This is a genomic window from Arthrobacter sp. PM3, assembly GCF_003352915.1.
Classification (GTDB): Bacteria; Actinomycetota; Actinomycetes; order Actinomycetales; family Micrococcaceae; genus Arthrobacter.
Genome location: NZ_CP022314.1, coordinates 3,753,158 through 3,768,085, shown reverse-complemented (window position 1 = coordinate 3,768,085; position 14,928 = coordinate 3,753,158). Strand labels below are relative to the sequence as shown.

Below are 14,928 nucleotides of genomic sequence, written 5' to 3'. Positions count from 1 at the left end.
GCCCGGCAGCGCTTAGGCCACCGACGAATAGGCGACGACGCCGCGTTTGACGAGTTTGATGGCCTCCGCGCACAGCCGCGCAATCCGGGGGTCAAGCGTGGGGATGTCGGCGAGCTGGTCCAGCAGGTCGATGACCTGTTTGACCCAGCGGACAAAGTCGCCGGCGGCGAGGTCCGTGCCGCTCAGGACATCCTGCAGGTGCCGGCCCTTGGCCCACTTGAAGATCGGCCAGACCAGCCCCAGCTCAGGTTCGCCGGTCAGGGGTAGCTTGTTGGCTTCCTCCACGTCTTCGAGGGCGGACCACTCACGCACCACGGTGTCCACCGCGGATTCCAGCGAGATGCTCGGCATCTTGGGGCGCAGGCCGCGGTCTTCCCGCTTGGCCTGGTAGACCAGCACGCTGGCCAGGGCGGCGATCTCGGCGGCGTCGAGGTCGTTAAAGGCGCCCATCCGCAGCGACTGCGAGATCAGCAGGTCCTTTTCGCCGTAGATCCGCCGCAGCCGCTGGCCGTCCGGGCTGATGGTCAACGCGCCGGCGTCGGAGGTCTCGAGATAGCCGTAGCTGGTCAGGACGCCGCAGACCCGGTCGAACGTCTTGGCGATGGTGTTGGTCCGGCCCTGGATCTGCCGGATGAGCCCGTCGGTTTCCTGGCGGAGTTTCCACCAGCGCTCGGACCAGCGGGCATGGTCCTCTCGTTCGCTGCATCCGTGGCACGGGTGTGCGCGGAGCTCCCGGCGCAGCTCGGCGATCCGCTTCTCCTGGTTAGGTGCGGCCGCGGACCTGCCGAAGTCGTCGTCGCGGCGCGGCGGTGCCGGCGGCCGGTTTTCGCGGATGGCGTTACGGACCGAGGACGCCAGATCCCGGCGGGACTTGGGGACCTTGGCGTTGAACGACTTGGGAATCCTGATCCGGGTGATCGGCGACAGCGGACCCTCGACGTCGTGCAGGCCGATCCTGCGGAGCTGGTTGTCCAGTGTCATCACCGCCGGGCGCGGCTCCCGGGATTCGTGGTCGGAGCTGAGCACCACCGCGAGGCCCGGTGACTTGCCGGCCGGGACATCGACCACATCGCCGGGAAGGAGCCGGCTCAGGGAGTCCTCGGTGAGGGATCTCCTGGCCCGCGAACTGCCCCGGGAAGCTGTCTTCTCGGCGTCAGCAAGGGCGCGCCGCAGCCGGGCGTAGTCGGTGAAGTCCCCCAGGTGGCACGTCATGGCCTTGCTGAACCCGGCCAGTGATTCCTCCCGGCTCCTGACCTGCCGTGCCAGCCCGACCACCGAACGGTCCGCCTGGAACTGCGCGAAGGACGACTCGAGGATTTCGCGGGCCCGGGGCCGGCCGAACTGCGCCAGGAGGTTGATGGACATGTTGTAGGTGGGCCGGAAGCTTGAATTGAGCGGGTATGTCCGGCGCGAGGCGAGGCCGGCGACGGCGGCCGGATCGGTGCCCGGCTGCCACAACACCACGGCGTGGCCCTCGACATCAATGCCGCGGCGGCCGGCGCGGCCCGTCAGCTGGGTGTACTCGCCGGCCGTGATGTTCACGTGCGCCTCGCCGTTGAACTTGTCCAGCTTCTCGAGCACGACGCAGCGGGCCGGCATGTTCACGCCCAGCGCAAGCGTTTCGGTCGCGAAGACGGCCTTGACCAGGCCGTCGGCGAACAGCTTCTCCACGACTTCCTTGAACGTGGGGAGCATGCCGGCGTGGTGGGCGGCGAGTCCACGGAGCAGGCCGTCCCGCCAGCTCCAGAAGCCGAGTACATCGAGGTCGTCGGAGGGGATGTCCTGGGCGGCCTCGTCCACGCGCCGGGCGATGAGCTGCTGCTCGCGTTCGTTGGTCAGCCAGAGACCGGCGGACACGCACTGGGCCACGGCGGCGTCACAGCCCGCCCGCGAGAAGATAAACGTGATGGCCGGCAGGAGGTCCTGCCGGTCCAGGCTGGCGATGACCTGCGGCCGGCTGGCCTTCCGCACCGGGCTGCGCTGCCCGGCGGGCTGTTCGTCCCGCTGACCGCGCTGGTTCCGGCGCTGGCTGCGGCCGCCGTGGCCGAAACGGCCGCGGAAGTTCATCTGGCTTTCGGCCCGTGCCATGGACAGCAGCTCGGGGTTGACCTCGAAGCCTGCCCGTTCCGTGACGGCGGCGGCGCGGGCGGTGGTCTCCGCGGTTGCGGCCGCCGCTGCCTCAGCAGCCTCGCCGGCCGGGGCGATTTCATCAAAGCTGGTGTCGCCGGCAAAGAGGTCCACGATCTTCCGGCCCACCATGACGTGCTGCCACAGCGGCACCGGGCGGTGCTCGGAGACGATGACGTCGGTCTGGCCGCGGACCGTGTCCAGCCAGGCACCGAATTCCTCGGCGTTGGAGACCGTGGCACTGAGCGAGGCCACCTGGACTTCGCTAGGCAGGTGGATGATTACTTCCTCCCAGACGGCCCCGCGGAAGCGGTCGGCGAGGTAGTGCACCTCATCCATGACCACGAAACCCAGGTCATCCAGGGTGTCCGAGTCTGCGTAAAGCATGTTCCGGAGGACTTCGGTGGTCATGACCACCACGGGCGCGTCGCCGTTGATGCTCGTATCACCGGTGAGGAGACCCACCTGCGCCGCACCGTACTTGGCCGCGAGTTCGGCGTATTTCTGGTTGCTCAGGGCCTTGATCGGGGTGGTGTAGAACGCCTTGAGTCCGCGCTGGAGGGCCAGATAGATGGCGAACTCCCCCACGATCGTCTTCCCCGCCCCGGTCGGGGCGGCCACGAGCACGCCACGGCCGGCCTGCAGGGACAGGCACGCCTCGCGTTGGAAATCATCGAGTTCAAATTCCAGGGAGCGGATGAAGCCGCCCAGATGGGTCTTGGCTTCGGCGGCCCGCTCGACGCTGGCGCGGTAACGTTCGGACGGTGATTCCGGCCCGGGATGTGACGACATACTCCCAGCCTAATGCGCGAAACCCTAGAGATTCTCCAGCTCGGAGCTCGGGGTGGCAACGTCCGCTGTGGCTTCGGTCTCGGCGTCGCGCTTGACAGCGCGCCGCTCGCGCCGGCGGTCGTTGAGCAGGCAGAGACCGATTGCGGCGAAGAACAGTGCCAGCATGGGCACCGCAAGGTAGAACATGCTCATGGCGTCGGCTCCGGGTGCGGCCATCGCGGCGAACAGGCACACGAGGAACACGGTGATCCGCCAGCTCTTGAGCAGCTGCTGGCCCTTGATCAGGCCGGCCAGGTTCAGCCCGAACAGGACCACAGGGAGCAGGAACGCGATGCCGAATGCGAGCAGCAGGCGCAGGACAAAGGACAGGTACACCTGGGCGCTGATGAAGTTGGAGCCGCCCGACGGCGTGAATTCAGTCAGGACGCGGACCGCGTTCGGCAGCACCATCCAGGCCAGCAGGACGCCGCCGATAAACAGCGGAACGGCCGCCGCCACGAAGGACAACGCAAGGCGCCGTTCCTTCTTGTGCAGCCCCGGAACAATGAAGGCCCACAGCTGGTAGAGCCAGACGGGGCTGGCGATGATCACGCCCAGGAACACGGACACCTGGATCATGAGGTCGAACGAGCTCGCGACGCCGTCGAAGTTCAGGGTCGCCTGGCGGCCGTCTTGTCCGTTGAGGTCGCGGATCGGCTTGATCAGCGCCGACAGCATCGGCTGGTAGACGAGGAAACCCACCACTGTGCCGACGACGACGGCGATGGCCGCCTTGAAGAGCCGGTTCCGCAGTTCTTTCAGGTGGTCGAGGAGCGCCATCCTCCCCTCGGGGTTCGATCGACGGCTCATGGTTACTGCCATGCGGTCTTAGGCGCGGGTCGACGGCGGCGCGTCGGTACCGTCACCCGTGCGGCTTTCCGGGGCGCCGGTCTGCGGGTGGTTGACGACGCGGCCCTCGACCGGTTCGGAACCGTCCTTCGTTTCGGGCGTGCCGTCCTTCTTCATTTCCCGGACTTCCGACTTGAAAATGCGCATCGACTGGCCCAGGCTGCGGGCCATGCCCGGCAGCTTCGGTGCAGCGAACAGCACCAGTGCCAGGACGATGATGATGATGAGATGCCAGCCTTCAAGCCTCATGGGAGGAGGTCCTTTCGTTTGAATACATCCTACGTCTAACCGAATTCGATGTCGCGCAGCGCCTGCGGCTGCCGCCGGTCCTTTCTGCGCCGGATGCGGCGCAGCCGGCGGGCCTCCTGCCGGGCGAACTTGGATGCGTCGTAATCATGACGCATCCGTGCAGGAGAGGCAAAAACAGCGGCGCCGGGTGCCAGCCTGTGCACCGTACCGTCCGCGGTGCCGGCGTCGGCCGCTGCGGGCTCCGTACCGGGCACTGCAGGGGCGGGGATACGGGAAAACCGGTCCGCGGCTTCGCTCAGTTCCCGGGCCGTGGTGGTGAACTTCCGGAACAGCCGGACGCCGAGCACGCCGTAGAACAACAGGGACAGCGCAATCAGCGCTATCCAGAGCAGGATCCAGGACCACCAAGGCATACGGATCAGTCTATCGGGCGCCCGGCGCGGGCGTGTATTGCGTCAGGGCGGCGGTGAGCCATTGCCGGGATGCGTCCGCCAGGGCAGCCGGCTGCAGAATCCGCACCATGCCCCCGTGCTGGGCGACGAACATGGGCAGCCAGTCGGTGCTGCCGAACCGGATTTCGGCGAGCAGGCCGCCGCCGGGAAGGCCGGCGGTCCGCTCGGCGTAGTAGTCGGCGGCCAGTCCGGTGCCGCGCGGGGCCAGTTCGACGACGACGAGCGTGTCGTCGTCGTTCGGGGTGAACAGTTTGACCGGGAAGCCGTCCGCCGGAGCGGCTGTTCGTTCTGCCGGGCGGCCGTTCGGCGCCAGGGCCTCGATCCGGTCCAGCCGGAAGTTGCGCAGACCCCGGGCGGAGTGGCAGTACGCCTCCAGGTACCAGGTGTTGTCCAGGGAGTAGAGCCGCAGGGGGTCGACGTCGCGTTCGGACACGGCGTCGCGCTGCGGGGAGAAGTACACGAGCCGGAGCTGCGCGCCGTCACGGATGGCGTCGCGCGCGGTCTGCAGGGTGGCCGTGTTGCCGGGCGCCACCTCGGGGCCGGACAGCGCGGCTGCCTTGCGCCCCTCCTCCCCCGCGGCGGCCATGAGCTTGAGCGTGACCGATTCGAGGGCGCCGCCCTCGGCGAGTTCGGGCAGGCCGTTGAGGGTCTCCAGCCCGGTCAGGAGCGCACAGGCCTCGTCCACGGTGAACCGCACCGGCCGGGTCAGGTCCAGGTCCTGGGTGATGAAGACGTGGTCATCGTCCCACTGGATGTCCAGCAGGTCGTCCGGGTAGCCTTCCGGCAGGCCGGAGCAGATCAGGATCCTCAGATCGTCCTCGAGGGCTTTGCGGGTGATCCCGAACCTCGCGGCGACCTCGCTGATGTGCAGGCCCTGGTTGTGGACCAGGAAGGGGACAAGCTGCAGCATGCGCTTGAGCTGGTCCTCCGAGGTGCTTTTGCGGGTGTGCCCTGCGCGTCCGGTTTCCGGAAAGGCCACGGCCGGCACGGGCGCGGCGGTGAACGCGGCCGCCGCGGCGAGGCGCCGGCGGACGGCCGCCACGAGCTCGGGCGGCGACACCACCGCCACCAGGGGGCCGTAGGAGGCCAGCTCCTCGCCCAGCGTCTCGGCGTCGCGGAACGGCACAGCGAGCCGGTCACGGTCCGCCGCCGGTTGCGTTGTGCCGGCGCCGCCGGTGCCGGGGACTGCCTGCGCCCGTTTGCGGAGCCCGTGCAGGCGCCCGCGGTCGACGTCGACGACGGCGGTCTGCGGCGGCAGTTCCGGCAGCCCCGCCAGTTCGGCGCGGACGTTGAATCCGGCCGGGGCGGTGAAGTGGTCCTTCTCCAGCACGGTCACGGCGGAGGTCAGGCGGGACAGCCGGTAGAAGCGCTTGTCTCCGCGGGTACGGTCGTGGCCCACCAGATACCACTGGCCAAAGCGGCTGCCGAGGCCCCACGGTTCCACGAACCGTTCCTCTTCCCGGCCGGTGCTGCCGGCGAGGTACGTGAAGCTGACCGGGTGCTGGGCATGGATGGCGGCGACCAGGTCTTCGAAGGCCTGCCCGGCCGGGCGGATGCGCGGCTGCACGCCGGCGGGGAGCTCGGTGTCCGCCAGGCCGCCGGCGGCCTGCAGCTTGCGGACCGCGTCCACGGCCGCGGATCCCAGGGCGGCGTGCTCCCACAGCTGCGCCGCGAGGATCAGGACAGTTCCCTCCTCGGCACTAAAGCTGACATCGGGCAGCCGGTTCGATTCCTTGCCGATCCGGTACCGGGTCGTGGCCGGATCGTCGGAGCCCCAGCCCGTGTCAGTCACGGTCTCGACATCGAAGCCGAACCGGCGCAGCTCGTCCTTGTCCCGTTCGAACATGCGGCCAAACGCCGTGTCGCTGGCTGTGGTGTCACGGTAGACCTTCTCGCGCAGTTCACTGCGGCGCAGGCCATAAGTGGTGTTCAGCAGGGCGATGAGCAGGTTCAGGAGGCGTTCTGTACGTGAGGCGGACACCCCGCAAGGGTACTAAAGCCGGTAGGCGAAAATGACGAAAGCGCGGCAACAGCCGGAAGAACTTTTCCGATTGTTACCGCGCTTCCGCAGCCTGAGCTGGGATTAGCGGACGGCGACGAGGTCCACGACGAAGATCAGGGCCTCGTTGGGGCCGATCGCTCCGCCGGCCCCGCGGGAGCCGTAGGCCAGCTCGGACGGGATCTCGAGGCGGCGGCGGCCGCCGACCTTCATGCCCAGCAGGCCCTGGTCCCAGCCCTGGATGACCTGGCCGACGCCGACCCGGAAGTCCAGCGGCGCGCCGCGGCCCCACGAAGCGTCGAATTCTTCACCGGTGGACCAGGCGACGCCCACGTAGTGCGTGGACACGGTGTCGCCGGCCTTGGCCTCCGGTCCGTCTCCTTCGATCAGGTCAGTGATGACCAGTTCGGTGGGGACATCGCCTTCCGGAAAGTCGATCTCCGGCTTTTCGCGGTCAAGCTTGCGCTCTCCAAATGACATGGTTGCTCCTTTTGGGGGACGAGTGGTGGATGTGGTGAATTGCTTGGCTGGATTACTTGACGCCGAGGATGTCGACGACGAAGACGAGGTCGCCCTTCGCGTCGCCCTGGCCCTGATCACCGTAGGCGAGGTCCTTCGGGACCACCAACAGCACCCGGGAACCGACCGTCTTGCCGGTCAGGCCCTGGGTCCAGCCCTTGATGACGCCGGTGAGCGGGAAGGTTGCCTTCTTGCCGCTGTCAAAGCTGGAATCGAACACCTTGCCGGTCGCGAGGGCGACACCGACGTAGTTGACCGTGATGGTATCGGTCTCCTTGAGCGCCTGGCCCTTGCCCTTGATGAGGTCCTGCGAAACCAACGCGGTCGGTGCCGCGACGCCGGCTACCGAGATCTCCGGCACGCCCTTGTCGTTTTCCTTCACGGTGGGCAGTCCGGCCGGCGGGGTGACGGCGTCGCCTTCGGGCTTGTCCAGGACGGGCGGAGCGTCCTTGGCGGCGAGTACCTTGACGATCAGCAGCTGCGTCGGCTTGGCCTCGGTGCCTTCGGCGGCGGCCTGGCCGGGAACGGCCAAGGCAATGTGGGAGCCTACTTTGGCGCCCACGAAAGCGTTGTAGATGACGGGGCTGCTGCTCTTGAGCTCGTCGTTCAGCTCGAGGGGCTCGGGATCGTTCGGGAACGTGTCCTCAAGGGTCGAGCCGTCCTTGCCGCTGAGGGCAACGATCGAGATGTCGGCGATCTGGTTGGCCTTGACCCGGTCTCCGCTGCCCTCGGTGATCACCTTGACCGTGGGTTCCTTGACGTCGAGCGGCTTGGTGAATTCGACACCGGGGGCCTTCTTGTCACCGTTCTCCGTCAGCTTGACCGAGTCCAGCTTGGCGGTTTCGCCCGCGGACTGGCTGGTGGGTTCCGGAGCCGGGGGCGCTTCGTTGCCGCCGCAGGCGGTCAGCAGCAGCAGTCCGGGGAGAAGAATTGCTAGTAGTCGGCGCACTTAGAAACTTTCGTCGGGGCAGGATGGACGCAGTGCCGTTCGGTTTCCCGGGGCACAGCAAGCGGCGGCCGCAGGGCCGCCCTACCCAGAATAACGTGCGAAGCTGGGTGTCAGCCCATCGAATCCAGCAGGGCATCCACCCGTTCGTCGACGCTCCGGAACGGATCCTTGCACAGGATCGTCTGGTGGGCGCGGTCGTTTAGCTTCAGATGGACCCAGTCCACCGTGTAGTCGCGGCCCAGTTCCTGGGCGCGGCGGACGAAGTCGCCACGGAGTTTGGCGCGGGTGGTCTGCGGCGGGGCGTCAACAGCGTCCTTGACGGCGGTGTCGTCCACCACCCGGCGGACCGCCCCGCGGGCCTGGAGCAGGTAGAACAGCCCCCGGCTGCGGGAAATGTCGTGATAGGTCAGGTCCAGTTGCGCAATTCGTGGCGCGTCGAGGCCCAGGCCGTGCCGTTCACGGTAGTTGTCCATGAGCTTCTTCTTGATGGCCCAGTCCACCTCGGTGTCGATCGTGCTCGTGTCGCCGCTTTCGATCGCGTCGAGGGTGCGTTCCCAAAGGTCCAGGATCAGCGGAACATGGGCGTTGTGGGCGCCGTTCTCGGCCACGAATGCCGACACCTTGGTCAGGTACTCGCGCTGGATTTCCAGTGCCGTCAACTGCCGGCCGTTGGCGAGCCGCACCAGCGCACGGCCGCTGAGGTCGTGCGAGATTTCCCGGATGCTCCGGATCGGGTTCTCCATCCGCATGTCGCGCATGATCACCCCGGCCTCGATCATCCGCAGGATCAGGTCCACAGTCCCGATCTTGAGCAGGGCCGTGGTTTCGGACATGTTCGAGTCGCCCACGATCACGTGCAGGCGCCGGTAGAACTCGGCATCGGCGTGCGGCTCGTCACGGGTGTTGATGATGGGCCGCGACCGGGTGGTGGCCGAGGACACGCCTTCCCAGATGTGGTCTGCCCGCTGGGAGAATGCGAACGTGGCCCCGTGCGGGGTCTTTAGGATCTTCCCTGCCCCGGCGATCAGCTGCCGCGTCACCAGGAACGGGATGAGAATCTCGGCGAGCCGGGAAAACTCCCCGCGCCGGGGAATGAGGTAGTTTTCGTGGCTGCCGTAGGAGTTCCCGGCGGAGTCGGTGTTGTTCTTGAACAGGTACACCGTGCCGTTGAACCCTTCCGCCGCGAGACGCTCCTGGGCTTCATCGACGAGGTCGCACAGGATCAGTTCCCCGGCCCGGTCGTGGGCGATCAGCTGGGCGAGGTCGTCGCATTCAGCGGTTGCGTACTCCGGGTGGGACCCGACGTCGAGGTAGAGGCGTGAGCCGTTGGTCAGGAAGACGTTGGAGGATCGTCCCCAGCTGACCACCTTGCGGAAGAGGTAGCGGGCTACTTCCTCCGGCGCCAGGGGCCGGGATTCGGGGCTCGAATAGGAAATTCCGAATTCGGTCTCGATGCCGAATATGCGCTTGTCCATCTCATCTCTCCTCAGACAGCAGTTCCACGATGTCCGCGTCCTCAAGCCGCCGGAAGGCCCGGCGGGTGCCGCGGCTGCTTTCCGAGCCGCGGTCCAGTACCGCGACTTCCAGCGCGGATGCCGGCAGGGTGGTTGTTTCCTTGTCCGACACGAGCCCGGCCAGGGCCAGCCGGATGGCCCCGGCGAAGTCGAGTTCGCCCTGCCAGCCCGCCGCGACCGCCTCGGAGACCGTCTCCGCCTGGCCGCCCATGACCACGAAAGCGTGCTCGTCGGCAATGGAGCCGTCAAAAGTCAGCCGGTACAAGTGGTCCGCTTCCTGGACCGGGCCGACCTCCGCGACGGCCAGTTCCACCTCGAAGGGCTTCTGCTCAGCCGTGAACACCGCACCCAGGCTCTGGGCGTACACGCTGGCCAGGCCGCGGGCCGTGACGTCCTCGCGGTCGTAGGAGTAGCCGCGGACGTCGGCGTACCGCACCCCGGCCTGCCGCAGGCTCTCGAATTCGTTGTACTTCCCGACGGCGGCGAACGCGATTTTGTCGTAGATCTCGCCAATCTTGTGCAGTGACGGGGACGGGTTCTCCGCCACGAGCGCGATCCCGTCCCGGCAGCTGATCACTACCACCGAGCGTCCGCGGGCGATGCCTTTCCGTGCGAAGTCCGCACGGTCCTTCATCAGCTGTTCGGGGGATACATAAAACTGCTGCGTCATCTCAGGCCTCCCGCTGGGCGACGGCCCGGGATTCGATGATGCCGCCGGCCACGGCGGCGAGGGCGCTGTCCGGGACGCGGACCGCCCCGGCCCGGTTCACCACGTACACGACGGGCCAGAGCTGCCGCACCGGATCCGGACCGCCCGTGGCGGAGTCGTCGTCGGCGGCGTCGTAGAGGGCCTCCACGGCGATGGCCACGGCGTCCTGTTCGGAGAGGCCGGGCCGCCAGAGCTTTTTCAGGGCGCCGCGGGCGAACATGGAGCCGGAGCCCACGGCATGGTGTTCCTGTTCCTCGTAGCGGCCGCCGGTGACGTCGTAGGAGAAGAGCCTGCCGATGCCGGCGGGCCGGTCGAACCCGGCGAACAGGGGAACGACCGCCAGGCCCTGCATCGCCATGGGCAGGTTGCCGCGGACCATCGCGCCGAGCCGGTTCGCTTTGCCGTCCAGGCTGAGGAGCGTGCCTTCGATTTTCTCGTAGTGTTCAAGTTCCACCTGGAACAGCCGGGTTATGTCGAGGGCGATTCCGGCGGTCCCGGCGATCCCCAGCACGGAGTACTGGTCGGCCGGGAAGACCTTTTCGATGTGGCGGCTCGCGATCACGTTCCCCATGGTGGCCCGGCGGTCCCCGGCCATCAGCACTCCCCCGGCGTAGCTCATGGCCACGATCGTGGTCCCGTGCGGTGCCTGGAGGGGTGCTGCGGCGTGGCTGGCGTGCCCGGCGGCGCCCAGGTGGCCGAAGGGCCCCTGGCCGAATGGCAGTAAGTCGGGCCGTTCGCGCTGCAGATGCTCGGTGAATGAGGACGTCGCATTGGCTGCTACGCGGTTGGCTGTTGTTTCCTGCACTGACGCTCCCTCGACGTGGTGGATCAACGACTCTTCCGGCCCTTAGCCCCTCCTGCCGCCCTCATCCGGCGGCCGGCGGCACTCCTACTGGCCGCCCTTCTGCACGAAGGCGCGGACGAACTCCTCGGCATTGGATTCCAGCACGCCGTCGATCTCGTCCAGGAGATCGTCAACGCCCTGGGTGGCTGCCGATGCCTGCGCGTCCGCGGGGGCGGGCGGCGTGGCGGGGACGTCTTCCTCAACCTCGGTGTCCCGCGACTGCGGCTGCTGCTGCTCCTGGCCTGCCATTGTCTTCTCCTTCTGTCCGTCCCTGTCTGACTTGTTGGGACATCCTGTAGCAATAGTGCCACGCGCGGGGCGCCCGCGGGGGGCTTTGGTCCTAGGAACCCGGGCTGAGTCCGAGCAGTTCGGCCAGGAACGGCCCGGCGTCGCTGTGCCGGGCGAAGAGGCCGCCCGTGAGGGCCTCCGTTCCGCGCAGCGGCTCGCGCGTGGGGACCCGCTGGAGCCTGCCGCGGCCGGGGACGTCGAAGATCACCGAGTCCCAGCTCGCGCCGGCGAGGTCGGCGCCGAAACGGCTCACGCAGCGTCCGCGGAAATATGCCCGCGTGTCCGACGGCGGTTCGGTCACCGCGCGTCCGATCGCCGCGTCCTCGACGATGCGCTGCATCCTCTCGCGCGCCAACAGCCGGTAGTAGAGGCCTTTTTCGGGCCGGATGTCGGCCCACTGGAGGTCCACGAGGCCCAGCCGCGCACTGTCCCAGCCGAGGCCGTCGCGCTGGCGGTAACCCTCCAGCAGGGACAGCTTGGCGAGCCATTCCACAGACGAGGCTGCCGCGGCCCGGTCGCTGCCGAGTGCGCTCAGGGTGGCGGACCAGCGTTCGAGAACTTCGTGGGTGTGCCCGTCGCCGTCCACGGCGTCGGCCACCCCGGTGTCCTGCGCGTGCTTGGATGCGGCCTCAAAATAGATCCACTGCAGGTCCAGGGCCGTGATCCGGCGGCCGTCACCCAGGCGGAACATCGCCGTGAGCGAGGTGTCGTGGCTGACGGCCTGCAGCGCCGCGACGGGTTCGTGGACTTCAACCCGCGGCGCCAGCCCGGCCTCTATCAGGCTCAGGACCATCGCAGTGGCGCCGAATTTGAGGAAGTTGGAGGCTTGGCTGAGGTTGGCATCGCCGATGATGACGTGGAGCCGGCGGTATTTGTCCGCGGTGGCATGGGGTTCATCACGGGTGTTGATGATGGGCCGGCGGATGGTGGTTTCCAGGCCCACTTCCGTCTCGAAGAAGTCGGCCCGCTGGCTGATCTGGTAGCCCGGCCGCGCGCTGTCCTGCCCGAGGCCCACCCGCCCGGCGCCGCAAATGATCTGCCGCGTGACGAAAAACGGCGTGAGCCCGCGGACGATCTCACCGAACGGAACGGAACGCGGCATGAGGTAGTTCTCATGCGAGCCGTAGGACACGGACTTGTTGTCCGTGTTGTTCTTGTACAGGTTGACTGGCGGCAGCTCGGGGTCGGCGGCGAGGCGCCGGACGGCGGCCAGCGCCACGAGGTCGCCGGCGGCGTCCCATGTCACGGCCGCGCGGGGATTGGTCACCTCGGGGCTGGAATACTCCGGATGGGCGTGGTCGACGTACAGGCGTGCCCCGTTGCCCAGAACCATGTTCATCAGCAGCGTGCCGGACTCGTCCTCGCCGTCGGCCTCCAGTTCCTGGCGGCCGTAGGCGAGGGCTACGGCTTCGGCGTCCAGGACCGGGGGCTGGTCGGTGAGCTGTTCCGGGTCCGCTTTGCTGCGCTCCAAGGTCCAGCCGCGGGCATCATGCAGCGGTTCCTCGTCCGTGTAGTCCCAGCGGGTTTCGGCGCCGCCGGCGGCCCGTTGCCGTGTCACCTGCGCGTAGGCCTGGATCACCCGGGCCGACATCATGGTGGCGTTCGCGCCGGGGGCCGAAGGCGCATGGATTCCATACTCGGTCTCCGAGCCCATCACCCGCATCGCCCCGCCCACGGGCAGGCCGCCGGCAGCGTCCGCCGGCCGGCCAGGGACAGCAGCCGTCACAGGTACTGCCCTGTGCTGGGCATCGTCTCGATGGACTTGCCGGGCTCCTGGCCTGCTTTGCCCTGGACGATGGTGCGGATGTAGGTGATGCGTTCGCCCTTCTTGCCGGAGATCCGGGCCCAGTCATCGGGGTTGGTGGTATTGGGCATGTCCTCGTGCTCGCGGAACTCGTCCACGACCGCTCGCAGCAGGTGGTCGATCCGCAGGCCCTTCTGCCCGATGGTCAGCAGGTCCTTGATGGCATACTTCTTGGCCCGGTCCACGACGTTCTGCACCACGGCGCCGGAGTTGAAGTCCTTGAAGTAGAGCATCTCGGTGTCGCCGTTGGCGTAGGTCACCTCGAGGTACTCGTTGGACTTCTCGGTGGAGTACATTGCCTCGACGGTGCGCTGGACCATGGCGTCCACAGTGGCCTGGACGTCGCCGTTGTGCTCGGCGAGGTCGGATTCGTGGAAGGGCAGATCCCTGGTGATGTACTTGTTGAAGATGTCGGCCGCGGCTTCGGCGTCGGGACGCTGGATCTTGACCTTGACGTCCAGCCGGCCCGGGCGCAGGATCGCCGGGTCGATCATGTCTTCGCGGTTGGAGGCGCCGATCACGATCACGTTGTCCAGCCGTTCGACGCCGTCGATCTCGCTCAGGAGCTGCGGAACGATCGTGGTTTCGACGTCGGAGGAGATCCCGGTGCCGCGGGTGCGGAACAGCGAGTCCATCTCATCGAAAAACACGACCACGGGGCTGCCCTCGGACGCCTTCTCCCGGGCCCGTGCGAAGATCAGCCGGATATGCCGCTCCGTCTCACCGACGTACTTGTCCAGGAGTTCGGGTCCCTTGATGTTCAGGAAGTAGCTCTTCATGTCCGTCTTGCCGGCGCGCTCGGCGGCCCGGGCGGCCAGCGAGTTGGCCACAGCCTTGGCGATCAGGGTCTTGCCGCAGCCCGGCGGGCCGTACAGCAGGATGCCCTTGGGGGCCTTCAGCCCGTGCTCGCGGTACAGGTCCGGGTGCAGGAAAGGAAGTTCGACGGCGTCGCGGATCTGCTCGATCTGCGGGCCCAGGCCGCCGATGTCCTGGTATGTGATGTCCGGTACTTCCTCCAGCACGAGGTTCTCCACCTCGGAGCGCGGAATCTTTTCGAGGGCATACCCGGTGCGCGAATCGACCGACAGCGCGTCGCCGACCCGCAGGCGCTGGGCGAGCAGCGGTCCGGACAAGCGGATGACCCGCTCCTCGTCGGCCCGGCCCACGACGAGGGCGCGGTCCGCTCCCAGCAGTTCCTTCAGGGTGACGAGGTCCCCCGCGCGCTCGTAGCCGAGCCCGGCGACCACCATCAGGGCCTCGTTGAGCAGGACTTCCTGCCCGACGGCCAACTGGCTGATGTTGACCAGCGGGCTGATCCCCACCCGCATTTTCCGGCCGGCGTTAAAGATGTCCACGGATTCCTCCGTGGCCGCCTGGCCGCTGTTCCCGGCGGTCGGCTGCCGCTTAGGGTTCAGCTGGAGGATCGTGCCGAAGCTGTACGGCGGCTGTCCCTCCTGGTCCAGGGCGTTCTTGAGCCGCAGGATCTCGGCCTTGGCGGTCTCCAGCATGCTGACCAGTTTGGAGTTGTTCTGCGTCGCGGCGGCGAGCTGGCGGTCTATGTGCCTGAGCTTGTCCCGGAGGATATTGACCTGCCGCTCGGCGACCGAGAGTTCGTTGGCGGCGAGCCGCTCCCCCTCGCCGGCCGCGGCCGCGCGCGCGGCGGCCTCCGGTGTGTCCTCAGCCGGTGTGCGGCCCGGGTCAGTGTTCGGAGTCTCCATCGTGCATCAGCCCCTTCCTGCTCTTCTGTTAAGACCATAGCCCTAAGAAGGCGGGTGCCGCTGGAGACATCCGAAA

At 67.6% G+C, this 14,928-nt stretch carries 13 protein-coding genes; all 13 read right to left on the bottom strand.

Annotation, left to right across the window (positions count from 1 at the left end; translation table 11 throughout):
- Positions 1–12 precede the first annotated feature (12 nt).
- The 13 genes from CFN17_RS17165 to arc all read right to left on the bottom strand — a co-directional run bounded on the left by CFN17_RS17165 (position 13) and on the right by arc (position 14,852).
- Entirely contained in the window at positions 13–2,919 is a 2,907-nt protein-coding gene (locus CFN17_RS17165) for an RNA helicase (protein ID WP_208748923.1), read from the bottom strand.
- A gap of 24 nt (positions 2,920–2,943) precedes the next feature.
- Entirely contained in the window at positions 2,944–3,738 is a 795-nt protein-coding gene (tatC, locus tag CFN17_RS17160) for a twin-arginine translocase subunit TatC (RefSeq protein ID WP_208751559.1), read from the bottom strand.
- 48 nt (positions 3,739–3,786) lie between these two features.
- Positions 3,787–4,056, bottom strand: a complete 270-nt coding sequence (tatA, locus tag CFN17_RS17155; protein WP_208748922.1) for a Sec-independent protein translocase subunit TatA — start codon at positions 4,054–4,056, stop codon at positions 3,787–3,789.
- Positions 4,057–4,091: 35 nt separating this feature from the next.
- A complete protein-coding gene (locus CFN17_RS17150) occupies positions 4,092–4,469 on the bottom strand; it encodes a hypothetical protein (RefSeq protein WP_208748921.1) in 378 nt (125 codons plus the stop codon).
- Positions 4,470–4,479: 10 nt separating this feature from the next.
- Entirely contained in the window at positions 4,480–6,489 is a 2,010-nt protein-coding gene (locus CFN17_RS17145; RefSeq protein ID WP_208748920.1) for a YafY family protein, read from the bottom strand.
- 102 nt (positions 6,490–6,591) lie between these two features.
- Positions 6,592–6,987 (bottom strand): FKBP-type peptidyl-prolyl cis-trans isomerase, encoded by a 396-nt coding sequence (locus tag CFN17_RS17140; RefSeq protein WP_090956012.1) that lies wholly within the window; start codon positions 6,985–6,987, stop codon positions 6,592–6,594.
- A 52-nt stretch (positions 6,988–7,039) separates the two neighbouring features.
- A complete protein-coding gene (locus CFN17_RS17135) occupies positions 7,040–7,975 on the bottom strand; it encodes an FKBP-type peptidyl-prolyl cis-trans isomerase (protein ID WP_208748919.1) in 936 nt (311 codons plus the stop codon).
- Positions 7,976–8,085: 110 nt separating this feature from the next.
- Entirely contained in the window at positions 8,086–9,450 is a 1,365-nt protein-coding gene (gene pafA, locus CFN17_RS17130; protein WP_208748918.1) for a Pup--protein ligase, read from the bottom strand.
- 1 nt (position 9,451) lies between these two features.
- Complete coding sequence (gene prcA, locus CFN17_RS17125) at positions 9,452–10,159, bottom strand: proteasome subunit alpha (RefSeq protein ID WP_208748917.1); 708 nt, start codon at positions 10,157–10,159, stop codon at positions 9,452–9,454.
- A gap of 1 nt (position 10,160) precedes the next feature.
- The gene (prcB, locus tag CFN17_RS17120) at positions 10,161–11,003 is read right to left on the bottom strand and encodes a proteasome subunit beta (protein ID WP_208748916.1); all 843 of its coding nucleotides are present in this window, start codon (positions 11,001–11,003) and stop codon (positions 10,161–10,163) included.
- 84 nt (positions 11,004–11,087) lie between these two features.
- The gene (locus CFN17_RS17115) at positions 11,088–11,291 is read right to left on the bottom strand and encodes a ubiquitin-like protein Pup (protein WP_208748915.1); all 204 of its coding nucleotides are present in this window, start codon (positions 11,289–11,291) and stop codon (positions 11,088–11,090) included.
- 91 nt (positions 11,292–11,382) lie between these two features.
- Entirely contained in the window at positions 11,383–13,056 is a 1,674-nt protein-coding gene (dop, locus tag CFN17_RS17110; protein WP_395925459.1) for a depupylase/deamidase Dop, read from the bottom strand.
- On the bottom strand, positions 13,053–14,852 hold the full coding sequence (gene arc / locus CFN17_RS17105) for a proteasome ATPase (protein ID WP_208748914.1): 1,800 nt from the start codon (positions 14,850–14,852) through the stop codon (positions 13,053–13,055). The genes dop and arc overlap by 4 nt, the downstream gene beginning before the upstream one ends.
- Between the last annotated feature and the right edge of the window lie 76 nt (positions 14,853–14,928).